19 protein-coding genes, 4 tRNA genes and 1 other RNA gene are annotated in these 24,264 nt (G+C 71.0%); 9 read left to right on the top strand and 15 right to left on the bottom strand.

Annotated features, from left to right (window positions below; genetic code table 11):
• Nucleotides 1-10: 10 nt before the first annotated feature.
• The 4 genes from OHA73_RS23425 to purS all read right to left on the bottom strand — a co-directional run bounded on the left by OHA73_RS23425 (nt 11) and on the right by purS (nt 5,070).
• Nucleotides 11-805 (bottom strand): maleylpyruvate isomerase family mycothiol-dependent enzyme, encoded by a 795-nt coding sequence (locus OHA73_RS23425; RefSeq protein WP_327656040.1) that lies wholly within the window; start codon nt 803-805, stop codon nt 11-13.
• Nucleotides 806-1,871: 1,066 nt separating this feature from the next.
• A complete protein-coding gene (gene purL, locus OHA73_RS23420) occupies nt 1,872-4,121 on the bottom strand; it encodes a phosphoribosylformylglycinamidine synthase subunit PurL (RefSeq protein WP_327656039.1) in 2,250 nt (749 codons plus the stop codon).
• Nucleotides 4,118-4,801: a phosphoribosylformylglycinamidine synthase subunit PurQ gene (gene purQ, locus OHA73_RS23415; protein ID WP_266712290.1), complete on the bottom strand. Its 684-nt coding sequence runs from the start codon at nt 4,799-4,801 to the stop codon at nt 4,118-4,120. The genes purL and purQ overlap by 4 nt, the downstream gene beginning before the upstream one ends.
• A complete protein-coding gene (gene purS, locus OHA73_RS23410; protein ID WP_266712288.1) occupies nt 4,798-5,070 on the bottom strand; it encodes a phosphoribosylformylglycinamidine synthase subunit PurS in 273 nt (90 codons plus the stop codon). The genes purQ and purS overlap by 4 nt, the downstream gene beginning before the upstream one ends.
• A gap of 340 nt (nt 5,071-5,410) precedes the next feature.
• On the opposite strand from purS, the gene OHA73_RS23405 reads away from it, so the two are divergent.
• From OHA73_RS23405 to OHA73_RS23370, 8 genes are all read left to right on the top strand, one after another.
• Nucleotides 5,411-5,731 carry a histone-like nucleoid-structuring protein Lsr2 gene (locus OHA73_RS23405; RefSeq protein WP_266712286.1) on the top strand — a complete coding sequence of 107 codons (321 nt, stop codon included), beginning with the start codon at nt 5,411-5,413 and terminating at the stop codon, nt 5,729-5,731.
• A gap of 121 nt (nt 5,732-5,852) precedes the next feature.
• A tRNA-Gly gene (locus OHA73_RS23400) sits at nt 5,853-5,924 on the top strand.
• A gap of 52 nt (nt 5,925-5,976) precedes the next feature.
• A tRNA-Gly gene (locus tag OHA73_RS23395) sits at nt 5,977-6,049 on the top strand.
• 129 nt (nt 6,050-6,178) lie between these two features.
• Entirely contained in the window at nt 6,179-7,156 is a 978-nt protein-coding gene (locus tag OHA73_RS23390) for an ABC transporter ATP-binding protein (protein ID WP_327656038.1), read from the top strand.
• Nucleotides 7,153-7,971 (top strand): ABC transporter permease, encoded by an 819-nt coding sequence (locus tag OHA73_RS23385; protein WP_327656037.1) that lies wholly within the window; start codon nt 7,153-7,155, stop codon nt 7,969-7,971. The genes OHA73_RS23390 and OHA73_RS23385 overlap by 4 nt, the downstream gene beginning before the upstream one ends.
• 11 nt (nt 7,972-7,982) lie before the next feature.
• A complete protein-coding gene (locus OHA73_RS23380) occupies nt 7,983-9,248 on the top strand; it encodes a sensor histidine kinase (protein WP_327656036.1) in 1,266 nt (421 codons plus the stop codon).
• Nucleotides 9,245-9,853 (top strand): response regulator transcription factor, encoded by a 609-nt coding sequence (locus OHA73_RS23375; RefSeq protein WP_327656035.1) that lies wholly within the window; start codon nt 9,245-9,247, stop codon nt 9,851-9,853. Before OHA73_RS23380 ends, OHA73_RS23375 begins: the two co-directional genes overlap by 4 nt.
• 44 nt (nt 9,854-9,897) lie before the next feature.
• Nucleotides 9,898-9,973: transfer RNA gene (locus OHA73_RS23370), tRNA-Gly, on the top strand.
• Nucleotides 9,974-10,026: 53 nt separating this feature from the next.
• On the opposite strand, the gene OHA73_RS23365 is transcribed toward OHA73_RS23370, so the two are convergent.
• From OHA73_RS23365 to ffs, 6 genes are all read right to left on the bottom strand, one after another.
• Nucleotides 10,027-10,932 (bottom strand): phosphoribosylaminoimidazolesuccinocarboxamide synthase, encoded by a 906-nt coding sequence (locus OHA73_RS23365; RefSeq protein ID WP_266712276.1) that lies wholly within the window; start codon nt 10,930-10,932, stop codon nt 10,027-10,029.
• Nucleotides 10,933-11,081: 149 nt separating this feature from the next.
• Complete coding sequence (locus OHA73_RS23360) at nt 11,082-12,569, bottom strand: N,N-dimethylformamidase beta subunit family domain-containing protein (RefSeq protein WP_266718742.1); 1,488 nt, start codon at nt 12,567-12,569, stop codon at nt 11,082-11,084.
• Between the two features lie 221 nt (nt 12,570-12,790).
• Complete coding sequence (locus tag OHA73_RS23355) at nt 12,791-14,707, bottom strand: hypothetical protein (RefSeq protein WP_327656034.1); 1,917 nt, start codon at nt 14,705-14,707, stop codon at nt 12,791-12,793.
• 372 nt (nt 14,708-15,079) lie between these two features.
• A complete protein-coding gene (gene purD, locus OHA73_RS23350) occupies nt 15,080-16,339 on the bottom strand; it encodes a phosphoribosylamine--glycine ligase (RefSeq protein WP_267069792.1) in 1,260 nt (419 codons plus the stop codon).
• Nucleotides 16,340-16,477: 138 nt separating this feature from the next.
• Nucleotides 16,478-18,769, bottom strand: coding sequence for a DNA polymerase III subunit gamma and tau (locus OHA73_RS23345; protein WP_327656033.1), 2,292 nt, complete (start codon nt 18,767-18,769; stop codon nt 16,478-16,480).
• Between the two features lie 69 nt (nt 18,770-18,838).
• Nucleotides 18,839-18,933: signal recognition particle sRNA small type (ffs, locus tag OHA73_RS23340), an RNA gene on the bottom strand.
• A gap of 146 nt (nt 18,934-19,079) precedes the next feature.
• On the opposite strand from ffs, the gene OHA73_RS23335 reads away from it, so the two are divergent.
• Nucleotides 19,080-19,164 (top strand) — tRNA-Ser (locus tag OHA73_RS23335).
• A 62-nt stretch (nt 19,165-19,226) separates the two neighbouring features.
• Here the strand turns inward: OHA73_RS23335 and OHA73_RS23330 are convergent.
• From OHA73_RS23330 to OHA73_RS23310, 5 genes are all read right to left on the bottom strand, one after another.
• Nucleotides 19,227-20,507, bottom strand: a complete 1,281-nt coding sequence (locus tag OHA73_RS23330; RefSeq protein WP_327656032.1) for a tyrosine-type recombinase/integrase — start codon at nt 20,505-20,507, stop codon at nt 19,227-19,229.
• A complete protein-coding gene (locus OHA73_RS23325) occupies nt 20,504-20,764 on the bottom strand; it encodes an excisionase family DNA-binding protein (protein WP_327656031.1) in 261 nt (86 codons plus the stop codon). The genes OHA73_RS23330 and OHA73_RS23325 overlap by 4 nt, the downstream gene beginning before the upstream one ends.
• 281 nt (nt 20,765-21,045) lie before the next feature.
• The gene (locus OHA73_RS23320; protein WP_327656030.1) at nt 21,046-22,590 is read right to left on the bottom strand and encodes a YfjI family protein; all 1,545 of its coding nucleotides are present in this window, start codon (nt 22,588-22,590) and stop codon (nt 21,046-21,048) included.
• Nucleotides 22,591-22,738: 148 nt separating this feature from the next.
• On the bottom strand, nt 22,739-23,656 hold the full coding sequence (locus OHA73_RS23315; protein WP_327656029.1) for a bifunctional DNA primase/polymerase: 918 nt from the start codon (nt 23,654-23,656) through the stop codon (nt 22,739-22,741).
• A gap of 89 nt (nt 23,657-23,745) precedes the next feature.
• Nucleotides 23,746-24,255, bottom strand: a complete 510-nt coding sequence (locus OHA73_RS23310; RefSeq protein ID WP_327656028.1) for a hypothetical protein — start codon at nt 24,253-24,255, stop codon at nt 23,746-23,748.
• Nucleotides 24,256-24,264 lie beyond the last annotated feature (9 nt).

Here is a 24,264-nt window from a genome sequence, read left to right as displayed (position 1 = left end):
CCCGTGCGCATCACGCCATGATCGGCAGCAGGTCCGCGAGGTTCGCCCGCTCGCCGCTGGCGCTGACCAGCGCGGCCTCGACCGCCGTCGCCCAGGTCGTACGTCCCGTGGCCAGGCGGATCCAGGTGAGCGGGTCGGTCTCCACGACGTTCGGCGGGGTGCCGCGGGTGTGCCGGGGGCCCTCGACGCACTGCACGACGGCGAACGGCGGGACGCGGACCTCGGTGGAGGCGCCGGGGGCCTTGGTGGCGAGGGCGTCGGCGAGGATCCGGGTGCAGGCGGCCAGGGCCTGGCGGTCGTACGGGATGTCGAGGTCCGGCACGGCGTCGTTCAGGTCGTCGGTGTGGACGATCAACTCGACGGTGCGGGTGGGCAGGTAGTCCGCGAGGGTCATGACACCGGTGCGGTTGGCGACGAGTTGGTCGCCGGGGTGGTCCGCGAGGGCTTGTTCGAGGCTGCTCGTGGCGTCGGCGTACAGCGCGGCGAGGTCGTTGTCCGCCGCGAGTCCCGTCACGTACGCGGCGATGTCCTGCGCGTGCGGGGCGGAGGTCATCGGCCAGTCCTGCGGCGTGAGTTCGGCCTTGGCCAGGCCGGGCACGGCGAGGCCGCGGGCGATGGCACTCGTCGACATCGTGATGTGCGCGGCGAGCTCCCGCACGGTCCAGTCCCCGAGCCGCGTCGGGCCGGCGAGCTGCTCGGGCGTGAGGCCCTCGACCGCCTTCCGTACGTTGCCGAACTGGGCGAGCACGGCGGTGCGAGTCTTGTCGAGGCTGTAGACGCGGGACTTCCTCTTGGCCGGTGGCATGCGCCGAGCCTACGACTGCGTGGGGCGTGGCGGTGCCGGGGTGGGCGCCTTCCGTGGGTACGGCCTGCACCGGGGGGGCCGGGGCTGGCGCCTTCCGTAGGCGCGGCCCGCACCGGGGTACCGGGGTCGGCGCCTTTCGTAGGTGCGGCCCGCACCGGGGACCGGGGCTGGCGCCTTCCATAGATGCGGCCCGCACCGGGGTACCGGGGCTGGCGCCTTCCATAGGTGCGGCCCGCACCGGGGACCGGGGCTGGCGCCTTCCATAAGTGCAGCCCGAACCGGGGACCGGGGCTGGCGCCTCCCGTGGACGGCGCGCGGCACCGGGCGCCGCCTTGCCCACCCTGCCGCCCAAGGCGGCAGATTGCCCAAGGCGGGTGCGGTCGACCGCTGAGGTGGGGAGCCGTGGTCGCCGTCGGATCGCCCATGGCGCGTGCGGTCGACCGCTGAGGTGGGGAGCCGTGGTCGCCGTCGGATCGCCTAAGGCGCGTGCGGTCGACCGCTGAGGTGGGGAGCCGTGGTCGCCGTCGGATCGCCCATGGCGCGTGCGGTCGACCCAGCGGGTGGGGAGCCGTGGTTGGCGTTACCCAAGGCGGGGCGGCGTCGACCGCAATGGGCGGGGAGCCGTGGCTGCCGGCGGATCGGCCAAGGCGGGGGCGACACCCCGTCGGGCCGACGCCCCCGGAGGGGGCGGGCGGGTGGGAGACGGGCGGGAGCCGGGCGATCGCCCTGCGGGCGGGCAAATCAAGCCCCGCTCTGGGACGAGACTCGCGGGGTCCGGGGCAGAGCCCCGAATCTTTCAGCCCCGGACACGATTGAGGCTCAGGCGGGGGCAGAGCCCCGATCTTTTAAGCCCCGCCGGCGATTGAGGCGCGGGGTCCGGGGCGGAGCCCCGTGTCCGTAACGCCGGTTCGGCAAAACCAGCCCCGCTCTTGGACGAGAGCCCGCGGGGTCCGGGGCGGAGCCCCGAGGCGTAGGACCCGCCCACCGAAACAGGCGGGCAGAGCCCCGAGGCGTAGGGACCACCCACCGGTACAGGCCGGCGGCCCCACGCCACACGCGAACCGCGTTACGCCAGCAGCGCCGGAATCGTGCCCTCGAACGCCTCACGCAGCTCGTCGAGGGAGACCGCGAACTCACCCTGGACGTCCACCACGTCACCGTCCACGACACCGATGCGGGTGACGGGCAGACCGCGCGCCCCACACATGTCGTTGAAGCGGAGCTCCTCGCTGCGCGGAATCGACACGACCGCACGGCCCGCCGACTCCGAGAAGAGGAACGTGAACGCGTCCAGGCCCTCCGGGACGATCAGGCGCGCGCCCTTCCCCCCGAGCAGCGCCGACTCGACCACGGCCTGGATCAGACCACCGTCGGACAGGTCGTGCGCGGCGTCGATCATGCCGTCGCGGGAGGCCGAGATGAGGATCTCGCCGAGCAGCCGCTCGCGCTCCAGGTCGACGACCGGCGGCAGACCGCCGAGGTGCTCGTGGATGACCTGCGACCAGGCCGAACCGCCGAACTCCTCGCGGGTGTCACCGAGCAGGTAGAGGAGCTGGCCCTCTTCCTGGAAGGCAACCGGCGTGCGCCGCGCCACGTCGTCGATGACACCGAGGACCGCGACGACCGGCGTCGGGTGGATCGCCGCCTCGCCCGTCTGGTTGTAGAGCGAGACGTTGCCACCGGTCACCGGGGTGCCGAGCTGCTGGCAGCCGTCGGCGAGGCCACGGATGGCCTCGGCGAACTGCCACATGACGGCCGGGTCCTCGGGCGAACCGAAGTTCAGGCAGTCGGAGACGGCGAGCGGCTTGGCACCGGTCGTCGCGACGTTCCGGTACGCCTCCGCGAGCGCGAGCTGCGCACCCGTGTACGGGTCGAGCTTCGCGAAGCGGCCGTTGCCGTCCGTCGCGATGGCGACGCCGAGCCCGGTCTCCTCGTCGATTCGGATCATGCCCGAGTCCTCGGGCTGCGCGAGGACTGTGTTGCCCTGCACGAAGTGGTCGTACTGCTGGGTGATCCACTTCTTCGACGCCTGGTTCGGCGAGGAGACGAGCTTGAGGACCTGGTCCTTCAGCTCGTCACCCGAGGACGGCCGCGGCAGCTTGCCCGCGTCGTCGGCCTGCAGCGCGTCCTGCCAGTCGGGGCGGGCGAGCGGGCGCTCGTAGACCGGGCCGTCGTGCGCGACCGTGCGCGGGTCGACGTCGACGATCTTCTCGCCGTGCCAGAAGATCTCCAGGCGGTCGCCGTCGGTCACCTCACCGATGACGGTGGCGATGACGTCCCACTTCTCGCAGATCTCCAGGAAGCGGTCGACCTTCGAAGGCTCGACCACGGCACACATGCGCTCCTGCGACTCGCTCATGAGGATCTCCTCAGGAGAGAGCGTGGAGTCGCGCAGCGGTACGTCGTCCAGCTCGACGCGCATACCGCCGGAGCCGTTGGAGGCGAGCTCGGAGGTGGCGCAGGAGATACCGGCGGCGCCCAGGTCCTGGATGCCGACGACGAGCTTCTCGGCGAACGCCTCCAGGGTGCACTCGATGAGGAGCTTCTCCTGGAAGGGGTCGCCGACCTGCACGGCCGGACGCTTCGACGGCTTCGCGTCGTCGAAGGTCTCGGAGGCGAGGATCGAGGCGCCACCGATGCCGTCGCCGCCCGTGCGGGCGCCGTACATGATGACCTTGTTGCCCGTGCCGGACGCCTTCGCGAGGTGGATGTCCTCGTGCCGCATGACGCCGATGGCACCGGCGTTGACCAGCGGGTTGCCCTGGTAGCAGGCGTCGAAGACGAGCTCGCCGCCGATGTTCGGCAGGCCCAGGCAGTTGCCGTAGCCGCCGATGCCGGCGACGACGCCGGGCAGCACACGCTTCGTGTCGGGGTGGTCGGCGGCGCCCATGCGCAGCGGGTCGACCACGGCGACCGGGCGGGCACCCATCGCGATGATGTCGCGGACGATGCCGCCGACGCCGGTGGCCGCGCCCTGGTAGGGCTCGACGTACGACGGGTGGTTGTGCGACTCGACCTTGAAGGTGACGGCGTAGCCGTTGCCCACGTCGACGACGCCGGCGTTCTCGCCGATGCCGACGAGCAGCGCGTCGGACTCCGGGGCCTTCTCGCCGAACTGGCGCAGGTGGACCTTGGAGGACTTGTACGAGCAGTGCTCGGACCACATGACCGAGTACATGGCGAGCTCGGCGCCGGTGGGACGGCGGCCGAGGATCTCCACGACCCGCTCGTACTCGTCCTTCTTCAGGCCGAGTTCGGCCCAGGGCAGCTCGACGTCGGGAGTCTTCGCGGCGTTCTCTGTGGTGTCGAGGCTCATGAGGCGGCGACCAGCTTCTTGAGGATCGAGGTGAAGAACGGGAGGCCGTCGGTGCGGCCGGACCCGATGAGGGGCTCGACGGCGTGCTCCGGGTGCGGCATCAGACCGACGACGTTGCCCGCCTCGTTCGTGATGCCGGCGATGTCACGGAGCGAACCGTTGGGGTTGTAGTCCACGTACCGGAAAGCGACGCGGCCCTCCGCCTCCAACATGTCGAGCGTGCGCTCGTCGGCGACGTAGCGGCCGTCCATGTTCTTCAGCGGGATGTGGATCTCCTGGCCCGCCTCGTAGTCGGACGTCCAGGCCGTACCGGCGTTCTCCACCCGCAGCTTCTGATCGCGGCAGATGAAGTGCAGGTGGTCGTTGCCGAGCATGGCGCCGGGGAGCAGGTGGGCCTCGGTGAGGACCTGGAATCCGTTGCAGATCCCGAGGACGGGAAGGCCCGCCTTCGCCTGCTCGATCAGCGTCTCCATGACGGGCGAGAAACGCGAAATGGCGCCCGCGCGCAGGTAATCGCCGTACGAGAAACCACCGGGCAGGACGACCGCGTCGACCTGCTTCAGGTCCTTGTCCTTGTGCCAGAGCGCGACCGGCTCCGCACCGGCAAGCCGGATCGCGCGCTGAGTGTCGCGATCATCGAGGGAACCGGGAAAGGTGACGACGCCAATACGAGCGGTCACTTTTCGGCCCCCACCGCAGGCTCTTCCACCTTCACGGTGAAGTTTTCGATCACGGTGTTGGCGAGGAAGGTTTCCGCCAGCTCATGGATACGGGCAAGAGCGGCGTCATCCACCGGCCCGTCCACTTCGAGCTCGAAACGCTTTCCCTGACGTACGTCGGAGATGCCGTCGAAACCGAGGCGCGGCAGCGCGCGCTGCACCGCCTGGCCCTGGGGGTCGAGGATCTCCGGCTTGAGCATGACGTCGACTACGACGCGTGCCACTGGCACTCCCGGTGTGTGGTTGAGCTGGTCCGTTCAGCGTACCTGCCCAAATTTTCTACTCGCGTAGACAGTAGGAAGCTACGAGATGCGGATCACGTTATGGCAACGACATGAGATCCGCACGGAAAATTAAGGGAAAGACTCCGGATAACAACCACGCGAGACACACCGAGACTTTTAACTGGTCTTCCCACTGCATTGCCGGACAGGGTAAAAAGGAATTGGCAGATACAGGCACTCGGCCTGAACTCGGGGCACCGCATTGCCCGGGCATTGCCTGACAACAGCCGGACAGTCTGCATCACCGCACGTCAAAGCGGGATGCTGGACGAAGGGACCGATATTCGTGGCGCAGCGTGTCGTGGTCACTCTCTCTGACGACATCGACGGCGGGGAAGCGGCGGAAACCATTCGCTTCGGTCTCGACGGCTCGTCGTACGAGATCGACCTCAATCGAGCCAATGCGCATCAGCTCCGCGAGGCGCTGGCCCCCTACCTGGAGGCGGGCCGCAAGCGTTCGGGGAAGACCGGCAAGGCGTACAAGCGCACGGACCTGAGCCCGGACCCGGCCGCCGTCCGCGCCTGGGCCCGCTCGAACCACTTCGACGTACCGCCGCGCGGCCGCATCCCGAAGCGGGTCTACGAGGCATTCGCCGCGGCCAACTGAGCCGCGGAACCCACCCCATGAGGCCCCTCGGTGACCGGACTTGCGCTGCACCCCGGGCAGTCGGCTAAAGTCTGGAGCACGCCGAGGGGCGAGGCCGCAGGCCGGACCTCACGGAGTACATGCGGGTGTAGTTCAGTAGTAGAACATCCCCCTTCCAGGGGGAAGGCGCAGTGTGCAATTCCTGTCACCCGCTCTGCATCGCGTACTGACCACTTCGGTGGGTACGGTAGGCTGATGCAAGCAGTGCGAACGTAGCTCAGTTGGTAGAGCGCAACCTTGCCAAGGTTGAGGTCGCGAGTTCGAACCTCGTCGTTCGCTCAGAGATCGAAGGCCCCGGTCCTCTTGGACCGGGGCCTTCGGCGTTCCCGGCCGCGTTCTGACATTTGTCATGCGAGCCGATGACAGCACGCACTGCCGACCTCCCGCCCCAGGCGGAAGGCTGGACCCATGACCACCAACGAGCGCGTGATCGACGTCACTGATCTGCGCCGCGTGTACGGGGACAAGACCAAGGGTTCCTTCGAGGCGGTGCGCGGAGTCAGCTTCTCCGTGGGCCGCGGCGAGCTCTTCGCCCTCCTCGGCACGAACGGCGCCGGAAAGACCTCCACGGTCGAACTCATCGAAGGACTCGCGGCCCCTGCCGGTGGCCGGGTGCGGGTGCTCGGACACGACCCGCACACCGAACGGGACCGGGTACGGCCCCGGATCGGGGTGATGCTGCAGGACGGCGGCTTCCCCAGCGAGCTGTCCGTCACCGAGACCGTACGGATGTGGGCCGGCTGCACGAGCGGGGCCCGGCCGATCGGCGAGGCCCTGGAGGCCGTGGGGCTCGCCAAGCGGGGGAAGGTGCGCGTCAAGCAGCTGTCCGGCGGCGAGAAGCGGCGGCTCGACCTCGCGCTCGCGCTGCTCGGGCGGCCCGAGGTGCTCTTCCTCGACGAACCGACCACCGGGCTCGACGCCGAAGGGCGCCGCGACACCTGGGAGTTGGTGCGCCGGCTGCGCGCCGAGGGCACCACCGTGCTGCTGACCACGCACTACCTCGAAGAGGCCGAGGAGCTCGCCGACCGGCTCGCGATCCTGCACGAAGGCCGGATCGCCGCCGAGGGCCGCGTCGACGAGGTCGTCGCGTCGCAGCCCTCGCACATCTCCTTCGAACTGCCCGACGGGTACTTCGTGGGCGACCTGCCGCCGCTGGGCTCGCTCGGCGTCGAGGCGCACGAGGTCGAGGGCCGGCTGATCCGGCTGCGCACCGACGATCTGCAGCGGGCCGCCACCGGGGTGCTCGTGTGGGCCAGGGACGCGGGCATCGAACTGCGGCGCCTCGATGTACGCGGCGCCTCGCTGGAGGAGGCGTTCCTGCGGATCGCGCAGGACGCCAAGGGCTCCGCGGGGACTCCGGACCGTGAGAAGGAGATGGCGGTATGAGTACGGCTACGAGTACGGGTACAGGTACGAGTACGGGTACGGCAGCACGGACGACGACCTCCGCGGGACGGCTCGGGGCGCTCGCGCGGGCCGAGTTCACGCTCCTCGGGCGGAGCAAGGGCGTGCTGTTCACGGCGGTGTTCGTGCCGCTCGTCCTGCCCTTCAGCGTCTCCCGGACGGTGGACAAGGGCGATCTGCAGGGCGCCGGGCTGAACATCGGCACCGTCATGGCCTCCTCGGCGATCGCGTTCTCGCTGCTGTTCGCCGTGTACAGCTCGCTGGTGAGCGTGTACGCGTCGCGGCGCGAGGAGCTCGTCCTCAAGCGGCTGCGCACCGGGGAGCTGCGCGATCTGGAGATCCTCAGCGGGGCCGCGGTGCCGTCCGTCGTGATCGGGCTCGTGCAGTGCGCGGCGGTGGCCGTCGTGTGCGCGTTCGCGCTGGACGCGGGGGCGCCCGACGCGCCTCAACTGGTCCTGCTCGGTGTGCTGTTGGGCATTCCGCTGTGTGTCGCGCTGGCCGCCCTCACGACGGTCTTCAGCCGCAGTGTGGAGAGCGCCCAGGTCGCCGCGATGCCCATGCTGCTCGTGTCGATGGCCGGCTCCGGCGCCGTCGTGCCGCTCGAGGTCCTTCCGGACAAGATGGCGGCCGTGTGCGAGCTGCTGCCGCTGACGTCGGCGCTCACGCTGGTGCGGGGCGGCTGGAGCGGGAGCCTGTCCGGCGGGGAGTCCGTGAAGGCGATCGTCATCGCGGTGGCCTGGATTCTGGTCGCGGTGTTTGCTGTGCAGAAGCGGTTCCGGTGGGAACCGCGGCGTTGAGAGGGGCGGACGTGCGGGTGCGAGGGAGCTGGCGGGAGCGCAGCAAGGTCGAACGGGTCGAGCTGCAGAGTCGGATCACGCTGCGCTTCATCCACTGGTTCCTGCTTCTCGGCTGGTCGGCGACCCCGCTGCTCTTCGCCTTCCGGCACGACCCCGTCGCCTACGCACTGGGGCTCGCCCTCCTCCTGGTGGGCGTGTTGCAGTGCCTGCTGGCGCCCCGGCACGTCGGGGCCGCCCTCGACCAGTACCTGGGGCGCGGCGCCGTGCCGCGCCGCGAGCAGATCGCGGCTGCCGTGCTCGTCGGACTCGGCCTGGCCCTCGTCACCGCGCTCTTCGCGGTGGACGCCCTGGACGGGGTGAAGGACGGCGCGGCGGTGCTGCTGCTTCCGATGCTGTTCGTGCCGGTGCCGTTCGGGTTCGCGTACATGCTGACGGTGCCGCCGCGGGCGGCACTGCGGCGGTGGGTCGCCGCGAGCGTGGTGATGGGCGGAGTATTCGCGCTCGCCGGGGCGACGACGGGCCAGGCCGTCGGCGGCGCCGCAATGCTGGCCGTGGCCGGCCCCTTCTGCATGATGACCGCGCGGTGCAGCGGCTGGAACCTCTCCGTCATGTTGGAGTCGGAGCGGGCCCGCGAGACCAAGGCCCGGCTCGCCGTCGCCGAGGAGCGGCTGCGGTTCGGGCGCGATCTGCACGACGTGATGGGGCGCAATCTGTCCGTCGTCGCGCTCAAGAGCGAGCTCGCGGTGCAGCTCGCGCGGCGCGGGAAGACCGAGGCGGCCGTGGAGCAGATGATCGAAGTGCAGCGCATCGCGCAGGAGTCGCAGAAGGAGGTGCGTGATGTCGTACGCGGATATCGCCAGGCCGACCTCGCGGTCGAACTCGCCGGTGCGCAGGGCGTGTTGAACGCCGCCGGGATCACCTGCACGGTGACGGGCTCGGCGGCCGGTCTGCCCTCCGACGTCCAGGCGGCGCTCGCCTGGGTGGTGCGGGAGACCACCACGAACGTATTGCGGCACGGCGACGCGAAGGCCTGCCGGGTGGAGTTGGCGACCGGGGACGAGGGTGTGGTGCTGACCGTGGAGAACGACGGGGCGGGCGATGTCGTCGCGACCGGTCGCGGATCCGGACTCGCGGGGCTGCGGGAGCGACTCGCCGCGGTGGACGGGACGTTGGAGTCGGGAGCGGTCCGCAAAGGGGTGTTTCGCGTGAGGGTGTCCGTACCGGTGACCGGGCTCGTGGACGAGGCGGCGCCGCGGAAACAGGAGGCCGCCCGATGAGCCTGCGCGTACTGCTGGCCGACGACGAGCACCTCATCCGAGGGGCGCTCGCCGCACTGCTCGCGCTCGAGGACGATCTCTTCGTGGTCGCCGAGGCCGCCACCGGGCCCGAGGCGCTCGCCATGGCGCGGGCGCACCGGCCGGACGTCGCCGTGCTCGATCTGCAGATGCCGGGCGCCGACGGTGTGAGTGTGGCCACATCGATCCGGGACGAACTGCCCGACTGCCGCACCATGATCGTGACCAGTCACGGGCGTCCGGGGCACCTGAAGCGGGCCCTCGCCGCGGGCGTGCGCGGCTTCGTACCGAAGACGGTGAGCGCGCAGCGGCTCGCCGAGATCATTCGCACCGTGCACGCCGGAAACCGCTATGTGGACCCGGAGTTGGCGGCCGACGCGATCTCCGCGGGGGACACGCCGCTGACCGCGCGCGAGGCCGAGGTCCTGGAACTCGCGGCCGACGGCGCACCCGTATCGGAGATCGCGGAGCGGGCCGCGCTGTCCCAGGGGACGGTCCGGAACTATCTCTCGTCGGCCGTCTCGAAGCTCGGCGTGGAGAACCGTCACGCGGCGGTGCGTCTCGCGCGCGAGCGAGGTTGGGTATAGTTGGCGTCGCGCCACGGCGCAGCAGCACCGCGAAAGCGGCGTTTGCGAACGTAGCTCAGTTGGTAGAGCGCAACCTTGCCAAGGTTGAGGTCGCGAGTTCGAACCTCGTCGTTCGCTCCATCGAAGAAAGACCCCCGGTCCTCGGACCGGGGGTCTTTCTCTTTGTCATGCCGTTACGCGTCCCAGCTCAGGCCGGTCAGCAGCTCGTACGCCTCGATGTACTTGGCGCGGGTCGCGGTGACGACCTCGTCCGGGAGCGCCGGCGGCGGCTGCTCGCTCTTGCGGTCCCAACCGGAGGCCGGCGAGGTCAGCCAGTCCCGCACGAACTGCTTGTCGTAACTCGGCTGGGCGCGGCCCGGCTGCCACTGGTCGGCGGGCCAGAAGCGGGAGGAGTCCGGGGTCAGCACCTCGTCGGCGAGGATCAGCGAGCCGTCCTTGTCGAAGCCGAACTCGAACTTCGTGTCCGCCAGAATGATGCCGCGCTCGCGCGCGATGTCCCGGGCGCGGCTGTAGACGGCGAGCGTGGACTGGCGCAGTTGGGCGGCCGTGTCGGCGCCCACCTGGCGGGCCACCTCCTCGTAGCTCACGTTCTCGTCGTGCTCGCCGACCTCGGCCTTGGTGGCGGGGGTGAAGACGGGGGCCGGCAGCTCGGAGCCGTCCTCCAGGCCCTCGGGGAGGGCGAGGCCGCAGACCGTACGCGACTCGTTGTACTCGACCAGGCCCGAGCCGGTGAGGTAGCCGCGGGCCACCGCCTCGACCGGGACCATGTCCAGCGACTTGCAGACGAGGGTGCGGCCCGCCCAGTCCGCCGGGGCGCCCTCGGGGAGCTCCTGCGAGATGACGTGGTTCGGGATCAGGTCCTGGAGCTGGTCGAACCACCACAGGGACAGCTGCGTGAGCACCTTGCCCTTGTCCGGGATCGGGCTGGGCAGCACCCAGTCGTAGGCCGAGATGCGGTCGGTGGCGACCATGACGAGGTCGCCCGCCTCGTTCCGGTACAGGTCCCGCACCTTGCCGGTGTGGAGATGCACCAGGCCCGGCACCTGTACTGGCTCGGGCTTTTCGACGAATCCGGACATGGTTCCTCCCCGTGGCTGAAGACTAAGGGCGCCCGCAGGGCTCGAGTAGGGCGGTGGTGGGAGACGGGCGGGCGAGTACCCCGATTCTCCCGTACGTGGGGGCGGGTTTTGGCCACGGGGTGAGGTGGCGCCCTGTGGGCTCGGTCTCGTCAGTCGCGTTTGCAGATGCGGTCGAGGAGATTCGCCGTCGCCCGCTGGATCCGGGGGTCGACGTGGCCGGGGCGGTCCAGGGCCGGGGACCAGGCGAACGTCCCGGACGCGAAGACCAGCGCTCCGGACGGCGAGCGGTAGAGGGATGTCTCCTGGTGTCTGCGGGCCTTGTCGCTGTCGCGGTACGGGGAGTGCGCGAGCAGGATGCGGTCCTGGTGCTCGGGCAACGATGTCCGAGGGAAGTAGCGGTCGGCCTCACCGGCGACCAGGTCCGCTATCTCGTCCCCCTCGTGCGCCCCCGTCGCCTCCCACAGCCAGTGCTCCGCGTTCCGCACGATCAGGGGGTGCGGGTCGGGGACCCGGCCCGCGTACTGGATGCCCATCAGCTGCTGCTCCGGCTTGTCGATCTCCCGCCACAGCGTCGGCTTTCCGGGGCCCCTGCGCTTGCGGCAGGTGAGCAGCCGGTCCGGGACCCCGGACGCCGACGGGCCCAACTCCACCTGCCAGTACATGGTGTTGGCGGAGAGGAAGACGAGCGATGTCCCGTTCTCCCGGGCCAGCTCGGTCGTGCGGCGCATGTTCGCCGACCAGTACTCGTCGTGCCCCGGGAAGACCAGGCCCCGGTAGCGGGTCGGGTCGATGCGGCCCGCGTGCAGATCGCGGGCGTCGGCGTACGCCAGGTCGTAGCCGTAGCGCTCCGCCCAGCGGATGAAGTCGTAGGCGTGCCCCACGTGCAGGGGGAGGCCGGCGCCCGCGTACGGGCGGTCGAAGGAGACCGTGATCGCGGCCTCGCTCTCGCCGAGCAGCCGGCCGTCCTCGTCCCACGCGTGGTACAGGCTGGCGCCCGTCCGCCCGTCCTCCGGGTAGAGGTTGTACGCCTGCCAGGTGATGTCCGGGAGCAGGAGCAGCAGGTCGGCGGGCTCTGCGTCGCGGACCGTGAAGGGGATGTGCGAGCGGTACCCGTCGAGCGTCGTGAGGACGGCGACGTACGCGCCGACATTCCAGTACGACGGGATGTGCAGCCGCCAGGAGAGCCACCAGTGGTGGCAGGAGACCGTGCGGTCCGCGGTCAGCGGGGGCGGCTGGACGATGCCGGACAGGCGCGGGCTCGTGGTGATCTTGCGGGCGCCGTCGCCGCCGTAGTGGCCGATGCGGTAGATGTCCACGGTGAACTGCTGGGGCGGGTCCACCGTGATGTGGAAGTCGATCGCCTCGCCGGGGGCCGCAGCGCCGGTCGAGGCGAAGCCCTTGATCTGGCGGTGCACGTCGTCGGCGGTGCGGGGGCCGCTGGTGCGGGGGGCCGGGATGTCGCGGGAGCCGGGCTGCGACACATGGTCGACGTACCAGGGAACGACATGGCCGGTGTCGTCGAAATAGTGCTCACTTCCGCGCAGCCAGGGGAGCGGTCCCTGTCCGAACGGGTCCGTGACCGCGTGCGCCAGCGCGCCTGATTCCCAGCGGGGCGTGTGCGCGCGGGGCGGGGGCATGTCGTTGCTCGCCAGGTCTTTCGGGTGTTCCTCCCTGTCCGGCCCCATGCCTGCTCCCCTCCCTCGCTCCCCCGAGCCCTCACCCGCGGCGTCGTCATGTCCGCGACCGGTCCCAGCACATCACATTACGCACGCACTCCGTCACCGTTCGTCGCGAATTGACGAGAGTGGAACGATTCCCTCCGGATTTCCGGGAGTTGGGACACCGACGGGGCGGCGGCTCACACGAGGCGCACCGGCTTCTCCGCGCGGACGCCACGGCGGGTCAGCCAGTCCTTGAGCGGCTCCACGTCACCGTCCTCCACGAGGCTCAGGACGCGGGGCGTCAGGTCGGCCGTGCGCTCCCCGTCGACCAGCAGCGACGGGCCGTCCAGCCAGTCCAGGCCCGGCGCCGCGCCCGCCGTGTCCACTGCGGCGCAGCAGACCATCGCGGTGACGTGGTCGGCCAGCAACTCCCGCCCGCTGCGCGGCGGTTGCAACGGGAACAGGGGCAACGCCCCTTCGTCCCACAGCGCCCCGTCCGGACTCCCCTGCCCCGCCGGAGGCCCGGCCGCCACAGGCCGCGCACTCTCCTCACGGGCGACCTCGGCGGCGAGAGTGGCCGAGAGCGCACCCAGCGGCCCCCCATCCGCCTCACCCTCATCAGACCCGTCGGCCAACTCAAGCCCATCGGCCAAATCAAGCCCTTCGGTGCCGGGCGCGGGCGCATCAAGCCGGTCGGCCTTTTCAAGCCCATCGGCGCCAGGTGCCGCCAAATCAAGCCCCTGCGGCGATTGAGCAGCGGGGTCCGGGGCGGAGCCCCGAGACGTGGGCGCGGAGGGCCGATCCGAAACGGGGTCCCGAGGCGCAGGCGCCGCGAGATGATCCAGCACCCGCGCCAACGTAGGCCCCTCCGCACCCCCGGAGGGAACCCGCACGCCCAAGCTGTCCAGCACCCGATGCAGCCGAGCCGCATCCATCCGCCACTTCCGGTCCACGACCTCGTCCGGATACTCCTGCCAGTCCACCGGCGCCCAGTCCGGGCCACGCTCGGCGGGCCCGCCGTGGAAGAGACGCGCGGCGAGCAGCGACGCCGCCTCGTCGACGGTCCCGGGCTCTTCGAGCAGATCGCACGCCGGGCGCTCGCCGAGCCGCGACGCGAAGGTCCCGTCCTGCGCCGCGAGGCGGTCACGCCGGGACAGCTCGGTCAGCGCCGCCACCACGCCCGCGTCCAGCCGAGCGGGCCAGCGGCCCATCCGCCAGGCCGGCAGCGCCACCCGCGTGAGCAGCCGGTCCCAGCCCGCGTACGCGAGCCCGACCTGCTCCTGGGCGACGATCCGCAGGCCGTAGTCCACCGCCTGGGCACGCTCCGCCGCGGCCGCGGCGACGCCGCGCTCCATCTCGGCGGCGTGCACCCGGCAGCCGGTCAGCAGCAGCCGGGCGACCCGGCCGACACCGCCGAGCACGGCGCGGGCCACCGGCCCGCGGCCGCCGTCGGAGGAGACCGCCACCGCCGCGTCGAGGCCGCGGATGAAGCGCCGGGCCGCCGCTATGTCGGGGTGCGCCGAGGGGCCCGTACCGGCGACGACCGGGGCCAGGACCGCGCGCAGCTCGGCCACCCGCATCCACCACAGGAACGGGGATCCGATGACGAGGACGGGCGCGGCGGGAGCCTTGGGATCACCGGCCCCGTCCGCGGCGCTCCGCCCGTCGGCAGGGTTCTGGCCGCGGCGCGTGGGCGGGCCGTGGGCCGGATGCGTACGGTCCTCGAGCCAGCTGTCGCAGTCCGGGGTGAGCGCTATCGCCGAGGGCGCCGGAACGTCGAGCCGGTCGGCCAGGTCGCGCACCAGCCGGTACAGGTCGGGGGCGGTGTTCTCGGCGATCGGGATCGTCGGGCTGACGGCCGGGCGGGCGCGCGCCACGACGAGGGCGACAGCGGCGGCCGCGAGCAGGACGACGAGGGCGATCGCGCTCACGACGCCGCGCGCGACGTCCCAGCCCCCGCCCGTCAGATGGCCGGTGGTGCCGCCCGCGAGCAGCACCACGGAGGCGGCTGCGGGAAGCAACGCGACGGCCGTCGCCCTGCTGCGGATGCGCAGCACGGCGAGGGCTCGGGAGCGCGCGCTCTGCGCACCCATCTCCACACCCGTACCGGACACGACCGATGTCACCCCCTGCTGCCCTTGCCTATTGCCCAACCAGGGACCGAGGCCCGCGGCAGAACACTGGTGGCGTTGCTCACTCCCCCACAATGGCACCCGCCACTGACATCGCAATGCCGGTGGTCCGTCTGGTTCTGCGCGGCTCGCACGGGTGCCGTAACTCCGTGCGCCGCACCCTAGTTGGGGGTTCCGGCCTCGTCAGCCGGTTGGGCCAGCGGTCACTCGATGGAATGGCTTTGGGCAGAGGTGGGTGACATCGGGCGCCGGGCAAGCGAGGGTGTGGCCTGCCCGGCGGCGGGTCCGTGTCAGCGGCCGGAGTCGGCCTTCGGAGCGGATGTCACCGCCCAGAAGTGGCCACCGGCCCCGATGTCACTGGCCGGAAGCGGCCTTCGCGGCGATGTCCTTGCGGTGCTGCGAGCCGTCGAGGCCGATGCGGTCCACGGCGGCGTACGCGCGCTCGCGGGCCTGCGTCAGATCGCCGCCGACCGCGGTGACGGACAGCACGCGGCCGCCCGCGCTGACGACCGCGCCGCTCTCGCCGTCGCGCTTGGTGCCGGCGTGCAGCACGTACGCGTTCGGAGCGTCCTGCGCGGCCACCTCGTCGAGCCCGGTGATCGGGTCGCCGGTGCGCGGGGTGCCGGGGTAGTTGTGCGAGGCGACGACGACGGTGACGGCCGCGTCATCGCTCCAGCGCAGCGGCTCGAGGTCGGCCAGCGTGCCGTTCGCCGACGCCAGCAGGACACCGGCGAGCGGGGTCCTGAGGCGGGCCAGGACGACCTGCGTCTCGGGGTCGCCGAAGCGGGCGTTGAACTCGATGACGCGGACGCCGCGGCTGGTGATCGCGAGACCGGCGTAGAGCAGGCCCGAGAACGGGGTGCCGCGCCGCGCCATCTCGTCGACCGTCGGCTGCAGCACCGTGTCGAGGACTTCCCCGACCAGCTTCGGGTCGGCCCACGGGAGCGGCGAATAGGCGCCCATGCCACCGGTGTTGGGGCCTTCGTCGTTGTCGAGCGCGCGCTTGAAGTCCTGGGCGGGCTGGAGCGGGACGACGGTGGTGCCGTCGGTGATCGCGAAGAGGGAGACCTCGGGGCCGTCGAGGAACTCCTCGATGACGACGCGCTCACAGGCCTTCGCGTGGGCGCGGGCCTCCTCGATGTCCCCGGTCACGACGACGCCCTTGCCGGCGGCGAGACCGTCGTCCTTCACGACGTACGGGGCGCCGAACGCGTCGAGCGCCTCGTCGATCTCCGCCGCGTTGGTGCACACGTACGAGCGGGCGGTGGGCACGCCGGCGCCGGCCATGACGTCCTTGGCGAACGCCTTGGAGCCCTCCAGCTGGGCGGCCTCGCCGGACGGGCCGAAGACGGGGATGCCGGCGGCGCGGACCGCATCGGCGACACCGGCGACCAGGGGTGCCTCGGGTCCGACGACAACGAGGTCGGCCTCCAGCTCCTGGGCGAGGACGGTGACCGCCGCGCCGTCGAGGGCGTCGACCGCGTGCAGCTCGGCGACCTCGGCGATACCTGCGTTGCCGGGAGCACAGTGCAGGGCGGTGACGTCGGGGTCGAGGGACATTGAGCGGCACAGGGCGTGTTCGCGGGCGCCGCTGCCGATGACGAGGACCTTCACGCCGGTCAGCCTATCCGCACGACCGGGGTGGTCTTGTACGGGCTACCCAAGGCGGGAGAAGCGGAGGTTTGTGGATTCCTCCAGGTTCCTCCATGCGAACGGGTCCATGGGCAGGGGTCCATGGGCAGAGGCCCCGCGCTACTCGTTCGTGAACTCCTCGACCACCGTCGCGCCCAGTTCGCGGACGATCAGGTCGTGGCCCGACAGGGATTTCTCGTCGAGGTCCGGGTCGTCGTCCTCCGGGATGTCGTCCTCCACCGACACCGAGCGGCGGGGCGGTTCCTGAGGAGCGGGGGCCGGGGCGGGCTCCGCGCTGGGCGGAGCGGGCTGGGCGGCGGACGACTGGGACCGGTCCGGGGCGGGAGCGGGGGCCGGGGCGGGTGCCGGTGCCGGGGCGGGCGCGTAGCCGCCTCCGCCGTAGCCACCGCCGCCGCCGTATCCGCCGCCGGGGCCGGGCGGCGGGGGTGCGCCGCCTCCGCCCGAGGTGTCGACGACGGCGTCGATCTTCCAGTTCGCCCCGAACTGCTCGGACAGTGCCGCCTTCAGCACGTCCTCGCTGCCGCTGCTCACGAAGTTGTCACGGGCGCCCGCGTTCACGAAGCCGAGCTGGAGTGTGGTGCCGTCGAAGCCCGTGACCTGCGCGTTCTGACTGAGCAGGATCCAGGTGAAGCGGCGCTTGTTCTTGACCGCCTCCAGGATGTTCGGCCAGAGCGTACGGGGGTCAGGGCCGCCGGCCGGGGCCGCCGCCATGGGCGCGGGGGCCGACTGCTGCGGGGTGGGGGTCGGCGCGGGGGCCGGGGCCGCCGCCTGCGGTGCGGCCGGGGCGGGCGGCTGGCCGGAACCCGCGGCCGCGGCCGTGGGCCACCCGCCGGGCTTGCGACCGGCACCGCCGCCTGCCGGGGCGGCAGTGGGCCAGGAGCCGGGGGTGGCGGCCGGGGCGGGCTGGGCCTCCGCGGGCGGGGCGGGAGCCGGGGTGGGGCTCGGCGCGGGAGCCGGGGCCGGAGCCTGGGCCTGGGTCGGAGCTGGAGCCGGAGCAGCGGGGGCCTGGGCCTGCGGAGCCATCGGCGCCGCCTGAGCCGGGGCCTGAGCCGCACCGGGGCCGCCACCCGGCCCGCCTCCTCGCACCGCGGCCCGAGCCGCCGCGGGCCCGCCACCCGGCTCGACGACGGGCGCAGGCGCCTGCATGGGGGGAGCGGGGGGAGCGGCATGGGCATCGGGCCCGGGAACGTACGCCATGGAGGGCGCGGGCCCCTGCCCGCCCGGAGTGAAGACTCCGCCGCGCTCGATGCGGTCGAGGCGGGCCATGACCGAACGTTCGTCGTTGTACGCCGCGGGCAGCAGCACGCGCGCGCAGATCAGCTCGAGCTGGAGCCGCGGAGCGTTGGCGCCGCGCAACTCGGTCAGGCCCTCGTTGACGAGATCGGCGGCCCGGCTGAGCTCGGCGGCGCCGAACGTGCCCGCCTGCGCCTGCATCCGCTCCACCACATCGGCCGGGGCGTCGATGAGCCCCTTCTCCCCGGCGTCGGGAACGGCGGCCAGGATCACGAGGTCCCGCAGCCGCTCGAGCAGGTCGGCCACGAAGCGCCGCGGGTCGTTGCCGCCCTCGATGACCCGGTCCACGACCTCGAAGGCCGCGGCACCGTCACCGGTGGCGAACGCCTCGACGACGGAGTCGAGCAGCGAACCGTCCGTGTACCCGAGCAGACCGGTCGCCATGGCATACGTCACACCGTCGTCACCCGCGCCGGCGAGCAGCTGGTCCATGACGGACATGGAGTCACGCACGGATCCCGCGCCGGCCCGGACGACGAGCGGCAGCACACCCTCCTCGACCGCCATGGCCTCCTTGCCGCACACCTCGCCCAGGTAGTCGCGCAGCGTCCCCGGCGGCACGAGCCGGAAGGGGTAGTGGTGCGTCCTGGACCGGATCGTCCCGATGACCTTCTCGGGCTCGGTGGTCGCGAAGATGAACTTGAGGTGCTCCGGCGGCTCCTCGACCACCTTCAGCAGCGCGTTGAATCCCGCCGACGTGACCATGTGGGCCTCGTCGATGATGTAGATCTTGTAGCGGCTGGAGGCGGGCCCGAAGAAGGCCTTCTCGCGCAGATCACGGGCGTCGTCCACACCACCGTGCGAAGCGGCGTCGATCTCGATGACGTCGATCGAACCCGGCCCGTTGCGCGCGAGGTCCTGGCACGACTGGCACTCCCCGCACGGATTCGGGGTGGGACCCTGCGCACAGTTGAGACAGCGGGCCAGGATGCGCGCGCTGGTCGTCTTGCCGCAGCCGCGCGGGCCCGAAAACAGGTACGCGTGATTGACCCGGTTGTTCCGCAGCGCCTGCTGCAGCGGGTCGGTTACATGTTCCTGCCCGATGACCTCGGCGAACGACTCCGGGCGGTAACGGCGGTAGAGCGCGAGAGACGACACGCATACGAGGTTATAGGCGCCCACTGACAACCGGACCCGCCCACGGGTATCGGGAAGCCGCCCGGGAACGTAAACGCCCCCCACGCACCCGCCAGAGCCGACTTACCCTTGCTGCCTTCCGGCCCTGGGGGAGTTCAGTCAGATAGCGCCACGTGAGGGGCTGACGCCAACAGTACCCGATCCCCCACCGTGGAAAGAACCCGGAGGTCCGACCCCCGGATCGGCCGACCGATCGGCCGACCGATCCGTCGCCGACCTTGATCATCAACGTGGTCGCGAGCACCCTTCAGCGTCTTGTATTGTTTGCGGCGGAGGATTCGCCTAGTGGCCTAGGGCGCACGCTTGGAAAGCGTGTTGGGGGCAACCCCTCACGAGTTCGAATCTCGTATCCTCCGCACCGCCCATCAGGGCAAACGAAGGGCCCCGCCGGTTTCCGGCGGGGCCCTTCGTTGTTCACTCAGCCGTCGTTGTCCTGGTCTTTGTCCACAGCGGGCTTTTCAGCGGCGCCCCAGATCGCCTCTCCGACCTTCCGAGCCGCCTCCTTGAGCATGGGGTCGGTCACGTGGAGGTACCGCGCTCGCATACGCGCGGCGCCGCCAGGTTCCCAACCCATGATCTGGTCGATGACCCGGTCCGGGACCCCCAGCAGCATCAGCACCGTTCCGGCTGTGTGCCGAGCATCGTGGAGCCGTCCTTCGCGGACTCCGGCGGCTTCCAACAGGTCCTTCCAGTCGTGGTAGTCCGTGTTCGGGCTCAGCGGCCCGCCCAACAGCTTGGTGAACACGTACTCCGACTCGGTCCAGAGGTTGCCGGCCGCCTTGCGCTCGCGCGCCTGCTCGTCGGCGTGTGCACGAAGCATGACCACGATCGGGCCGGGCAGAGGAACCGCCCGGCGCCCGGCCCGCGACTTGGTGTTCTTGGTCTCGCGCCGGACGTTCACGCGCTCCGGGCAGTACCCGGCCTTCCGTCCGCAGGGTTCGTTCTCCCCGCATCCGTGTGCGTACTTCGGGCGCAGACGATTGCGCCGCAGCTTCAAGTACTCGTTGTCCAGGTCGACGTCCGACCAGCGCAGGCCGAGGGTTTCTCCCTGCCGCAGGCCGAGCGCCAACGCGAGCATCCACCGCGCGCTGTTCCGCAGCTTGCTGACTTCGAAGAGAAGGCGCTGCACCTCCTCCACGGAGTACGGCTCCACCTCGTGTTCGTCTTCTTCGACGCGGGGCGGCTTCGCCAGGGAAGCGGCGTTCTTCGCCGTGTGGCCACGGCGTACGGCCTCCCCGAGGGCGGTCCGGGCGGTCCGGTGCGCCTGGTGGGCCGTCCCTGCCTTGCTCCCGCTCTGTTGCATGCGGCGGTAGAGGGACTCCAGGTGCTCAGGCTCCAACCGGTCGATGCGGTGCTTCCCGATGCCGGGTACGAGGTGCACGCGAACCGCCACTTCGTACCCGTCGTAGGTGTTCTCGCTGACAACCGGCTTGGCGATGTTCTCGACCCAGTGCAACAGCCACTTGTCGACCGTCCACGGTTTTCCGGGCTGCTTCGCTGCACCTTGGTCGCGCTGCTTCTCCAGGCGCCGCACTTCGTCGACCAGCAACGAGCGAGTCTTCCGTGTGACGTGCCTGCGGTAGGGCTCACCGTTGTCCTTGTAGCCCATCGGCACGCGGGCGTGCCAACGACCGTCCTTGCCCAGGTAGATAGCCGATTCGCCGTTCGCCCGGCGAGTGCCCTTCTTCTTCTCACTCACGCGGCAACGCCCTTCAGGTCGATGGCTACCGGCCCCCGGCACTGCTTCGCCCTCAACTTGCGGCCGAACTCGACTACGGCGTCTGCCGGCACGCGCCTCGCGCGGCCGAGCGTGACGGAGTCCAGTTCCCCCAAGGCGAGCAGCCGAAAGCAGTACGTACGGCCGATGCTCAGACGCCTCGCGGCCTCCTCAACGGTGAGTAGAACCAAGGTGGGGTCATCAGTGCTGAGCGCCTCTGCGTTTGCTGTGTCTCGCATGCCTCACTCCTCGGAGAGGCGCCACAGAAACCACGTAATACACAGAAACCCGGGGTAGCGGTCCTGACCTGCGGTGATGCCGCACGGTGGGGGCCGCCACAGAAATCGTCGTGAGTTCCACAGAAATAGGCGTCCGATCCGGCGGGGATCGGGCGGAGCTATTTCTGTGGCTTCTCGGACAGTTTCTGTGACGGGCCCGCAACGAGCCCGTACGGACCCGCTCCCGCTGGTCAGGCGCTTGCCGGGGGATTTCTGTGATTCTGTGGTTTCTGTGGCGGGGGTCAGGGGGTCGGGTCGGTCAGGCGGGGGTGCACGGCGTAGCGCGGGGAGGGCGGTCGGCCGCGTCCTCCGGTGCGGTGGATCGGCTGTGCGCGCACGTAGCCGTGTTCTTCGAGTAGGGCCAGCACCGGGTCGAGGTCGTTGGCGGTGGGGAACTCGGAGCGGGAGAGCTTGACCATGAGGTCGCGCTTGCTGACCTCGTGCCACCGATTGGCGCGCAGGGCTTCCAGGACGCTGCGGGCGCGCTCGGTGGTGGGGTCGGCGCCCATGGAGTCGAACGCGGCGAGGCCGTGGCTGCTGAAGTATTCGGCGAGTGCGATGGCGTCGCGCATCGTCTCTTCGGCCACGGGCATCGTGTGCCCCTTGGTGAGGTGCCGTGCGAGGTGGAGCAGGGCGGCGATGCGGGCGGTAGCTCCGACCAACTTGCCTGCCCAGTCGGCGATGTGCCCGAGGGAGCCGCCGCGTGCCGCGAGCATGGGTTCCACGCGCTCCTGGAAGGCGAGCAGAGCGGCATCGGCCTCGGGGCTGAGCTGAATAACGGCGGGGTCGGTCCAGTCCGCGAGGAACAGCGTCAGGTCGATGACGTGGCGCCGGTAGGTCTCCTTGACCGTCTCAGGGATGGGGTCGGGGTTGGACTTGCGGCGGCCGACCAGGGATTCGGGGACGGAGTACAGGAAGCGTCCGAGCAAGCCGCGACCCTTGAACGCGCCCTGTTGCCCGATGGCGTCCAACACCTGGGGCTGAACGCACAGACCCATGGTCAGGGCGGGGTGTTCGATGTACTCCTTGCGGGTCTGGCGGTCCACGCGCAGCCGGTCCCCGGCGTGGCCCTTGAGGAACACGCCCATGTTGGGGGCGCCGGAGTAGCGGCCCGCGATGATGTCGAAGATGTCGCCCTCCGCAGACATGACGGAGATCCGGCCGCCCTGCTCCGCCATGCGCGAGGTGACCGTTTCAGCGGTCGCGTCGTCAGCGAGCAGTTGGGGTTCGGCGGGCACGGCCACGGTCTCCGCGGTCTGCGCGAGTGCGATGGCCGTGGCGACCATCTCGTCCCGCTCGTCCGCGCTCGCGGAGGCCGCCTTGCCCGCGGCCTTGTCGGCGGCTTCCTTGGCGAGACGTGCGGTCATCTGGGCTTCCACGATGGCCGGTTGGGTCAGCGTGAGGAGCTGTGCCTCCGCGTCGTACAGCGGGTCGGTGAGTAGGCCGAAGACAGCCGACTTGCGGTTGGCCGGCGGGAGCGAGACGACCACGAACAGGTTGGTGGGCTCGCGCCAGTTCCCGCGCACCTGCACCACCGCGCGGCCCCCTGCCGCGGTGGCAAGCACCGACAACGCGATGCACCCGGCCAGGTCGACGGGGGTCTGTGTCTCCTCCGCGGTCGCGGCCACGAACTCCCCCAACCACCCGGGCAGAGCGGCAGTGGGGAAGTCGGTCAGCTTGCGCGGCCCGGTGAGGGGGACGGGGTCCTCCCACACGGTGGCGGGCGGATCGTCGAGGGCGGGCAGTCCGACCCACAGGTCGGGACTGTCCACAGGGTGTGTGGTCATGAGGCCGTCCTCCCTTCCAGGGGGATGCGAGGCGGGATGGTCGGGTGCGGGCCAAAGCGACAAGCTGAAAGGACGCCTTCGGCGACTCCCTTCGGGGCGCCCACTGTGGCCCGTGGCGCAGCCCGTACGGCGTCATGAGGCTGTGTGGTCATGCCGCCCTCGCTGCGCTCGTGTGGAGGCCGTTGGCGACTGCACGCCGCGCGTACGGTTCGGGCACACCGACCGACATGGCGGCGGTCACGATGGCGTCGGCAAGGGCGTCCAGGCCGCATGGTCCGGAGCACTGCTCGTGCTGTCGGGCGAGGAAGCGGGCAGCGCCGAATGCCTGCGATCCGGCGCCGGATTCGGCGTGCGCACGGACCTTGGCCACCCCTCGTTCCAGACCGGTGCGCACGTACTTCGAGGTGTGGCGGCACCCGGTGGCGACGCTCACCTCCCACGTGGCGCGCCCCGGGGAAGAAGAGACCACCTCCCCCGGGGCGGGGGTGGTCTCTTCTGTCTCGACCAGGGCGCGCACAGCATCCGGCAGCGCGGCCATGGCGCCGGTGCCGGGCCCGAGCCAACGGGCGTACTGCATGAGGGATTTGATGTCGACGCCAGGACGTACAGCGTTGGCCGAACGCATCGGCCCCCGGTAGATCCAGTGCTCCCCGCGCGTCGTCGGGACAGCCCGGGTCGCGGGCAGGGTCTCGCGGGCCCAGGTGACGGCGTCGGCGTCGTCGAGATCGACGACCGTGAGCCCGGCGCCGCCTGGGTGGTAGGCGACCGCAGCGGCCTGCACCCATGCACGGCGCCAGATACCAGAGCCGATGATGTGCGGGTCTGTGGTGGCGGCGGCCCATGCGTGGCAGGGGCGGGGGCAGTGGCAGGGCCCGGCGGTCTTCATGTTCGGTCGGCCGCCGCACGCATTGTTCGCACACATCGCGCAGTTGCCGAACGGCACCTTCCCGGCCCGCAGCGGCAGGACCGGCACGCCGGATGCGGCGAGGTTCAGGGCCGTTTGTAGATGCCCGCTCAGGCCGTCACCACGGGCGCGCTCTCGTCGGGTGTCGGTGGGTTGAGTCATGCTGGAGACCTCCACAGGTCAGTTCGTGGCAGGTGGACAAGGGCGGCCCCGCGACTTTGGCGAGACGTGAGGGGCCGCCCTTGGCGTAGCTAGCGGTGGGTCCCGGCCCAGATCGCGTATTCCTGGCGGACGTAGCCGCGCGGGTCCGCGATGGACACCGAGGAGTCGGGCCCCAGCTCGACCCAGTGCGGGCCACCGGGGTAGTCGCCGTTCTCGTCGATCCCGAGCAGCTGGTGGGCCGCTTCCACGGCCGCCTCGGACGGGTCGCCGTCGCTGTAGGCGTCGGTCAGCGCGATGCGGTCGAGCAGGGCGGCTTTACGGAGCCAGTACTCGCGGCCCACCTCGGTGCCGCGTGCGTAGGTACGGGCCCGCGCGCAGGTCCAGCCGATCTCGCTGACGATGCTCGGTGCAGTGGAGTACGCCTTTTCCGGCGTGGGCCACGCGGTGGGCAGGTGGTCGGCGCCGACGTACAGGCGGACCCGCTTGCCGTCGTGCGTGCGGACCTTGTTCACGCGTCCGTAGGTCTGGAACGCGGTGTTCAGTGCGCGACGGATGCGGTCGGCGTCGGTGTCGTCGCAGATGACACGGATCTCGAACATGGGCAGTCC

It is taken from the genome of Streptomyces sp. NBC_00483 (genome assembly GCF_036013745.1).
Taxonomy (GTDB): Bacteria; Actinomycetota; Actinomycetes; order Streptomycetales; family Streptomycetaceae; genus Streptomyces.
This window is presented reverse-complemented; position numbering and strand designations above follow the sequence as displayed.

Bases quoted from the DNA above. Each gene is read 5' to 3' on its own strand.
- OHA73_RS23425 (WP_327656040.1), bottom strand. From the start codon at position 805: ATGCCACCGGCCAAGAGGAAGTCCCGCGTCTACAGCCTCGACAAGACT.
- purL (WP_327656039.1), bottom strand. From the start codon at position 4,121: ATGAGCCTCGACACCACAGAGAACGCCGCGAAGACTCCCGACGTCGAG.
- OHA73_RS23390 (WP_327656038.1), top strand. From the start codon at position 6,179: ATGACCACCAACGAGCGCGTGATCGACGTCACTGATCTGCGCCGCGTG.
- OHA73_RS23385 (WP_327656037.1), top strand. From the start codon at position 7,153: ATGAGTACGGCTACGAGTACGGGTACAGGTACGAGTACGGGTACGGCA.
- OHA73_RS23375 (WP_327656035.1), top strand. From the start codon at position 9,245: ATGAGCCTGCGCGTACTGCTGGCCGACGACGAGCACCTCATCCGAGGG.
- OHA73_RS23365 (WP_266712276.1), bottom strand. From the start codon at position 10,932: ATGTCCGGATTCGTCGAAAAGCCCGAGCCAGTACAGGTGCCGGGCCTG.
- OHA73_RS23360 (WP_266718742.1), bottom strand. From the start codon at position 12,569: ATGCCCCCGCCCCGCGCGCACACGCCCCGCTGGGAATCAGGCGCGCTG.
- OHA73_RS23325 (WP_327656031.1), bottom strand. From the start codon at position 20,764: ATGCGAGACACAGCAAACGCAGAGGCGCTCAGCACTGATGACCCCACC.
- OHA73_RS23320 (WP_327656030.1), bottom strand. From the start codon at position 22,590: ATGACCACACACCCTGTGGACAGTCCCGACCTGTGGGTCGGACTGCCC.
- OHA73_RS23315 (WP_327656029.1), bottom strand. From the start codon at position 23,656: ATGACTCAACCCACCGACACCCGACGAGAGCGCGCCCGTGGTGACGGC.
- OHA73_RS23310 (WP_327656028.1), bottom strand. From the start codon at position 24,255: ATGTTCGAGATCCGTGTCATCTGCGACGACACCGACGCCGACCGCATC.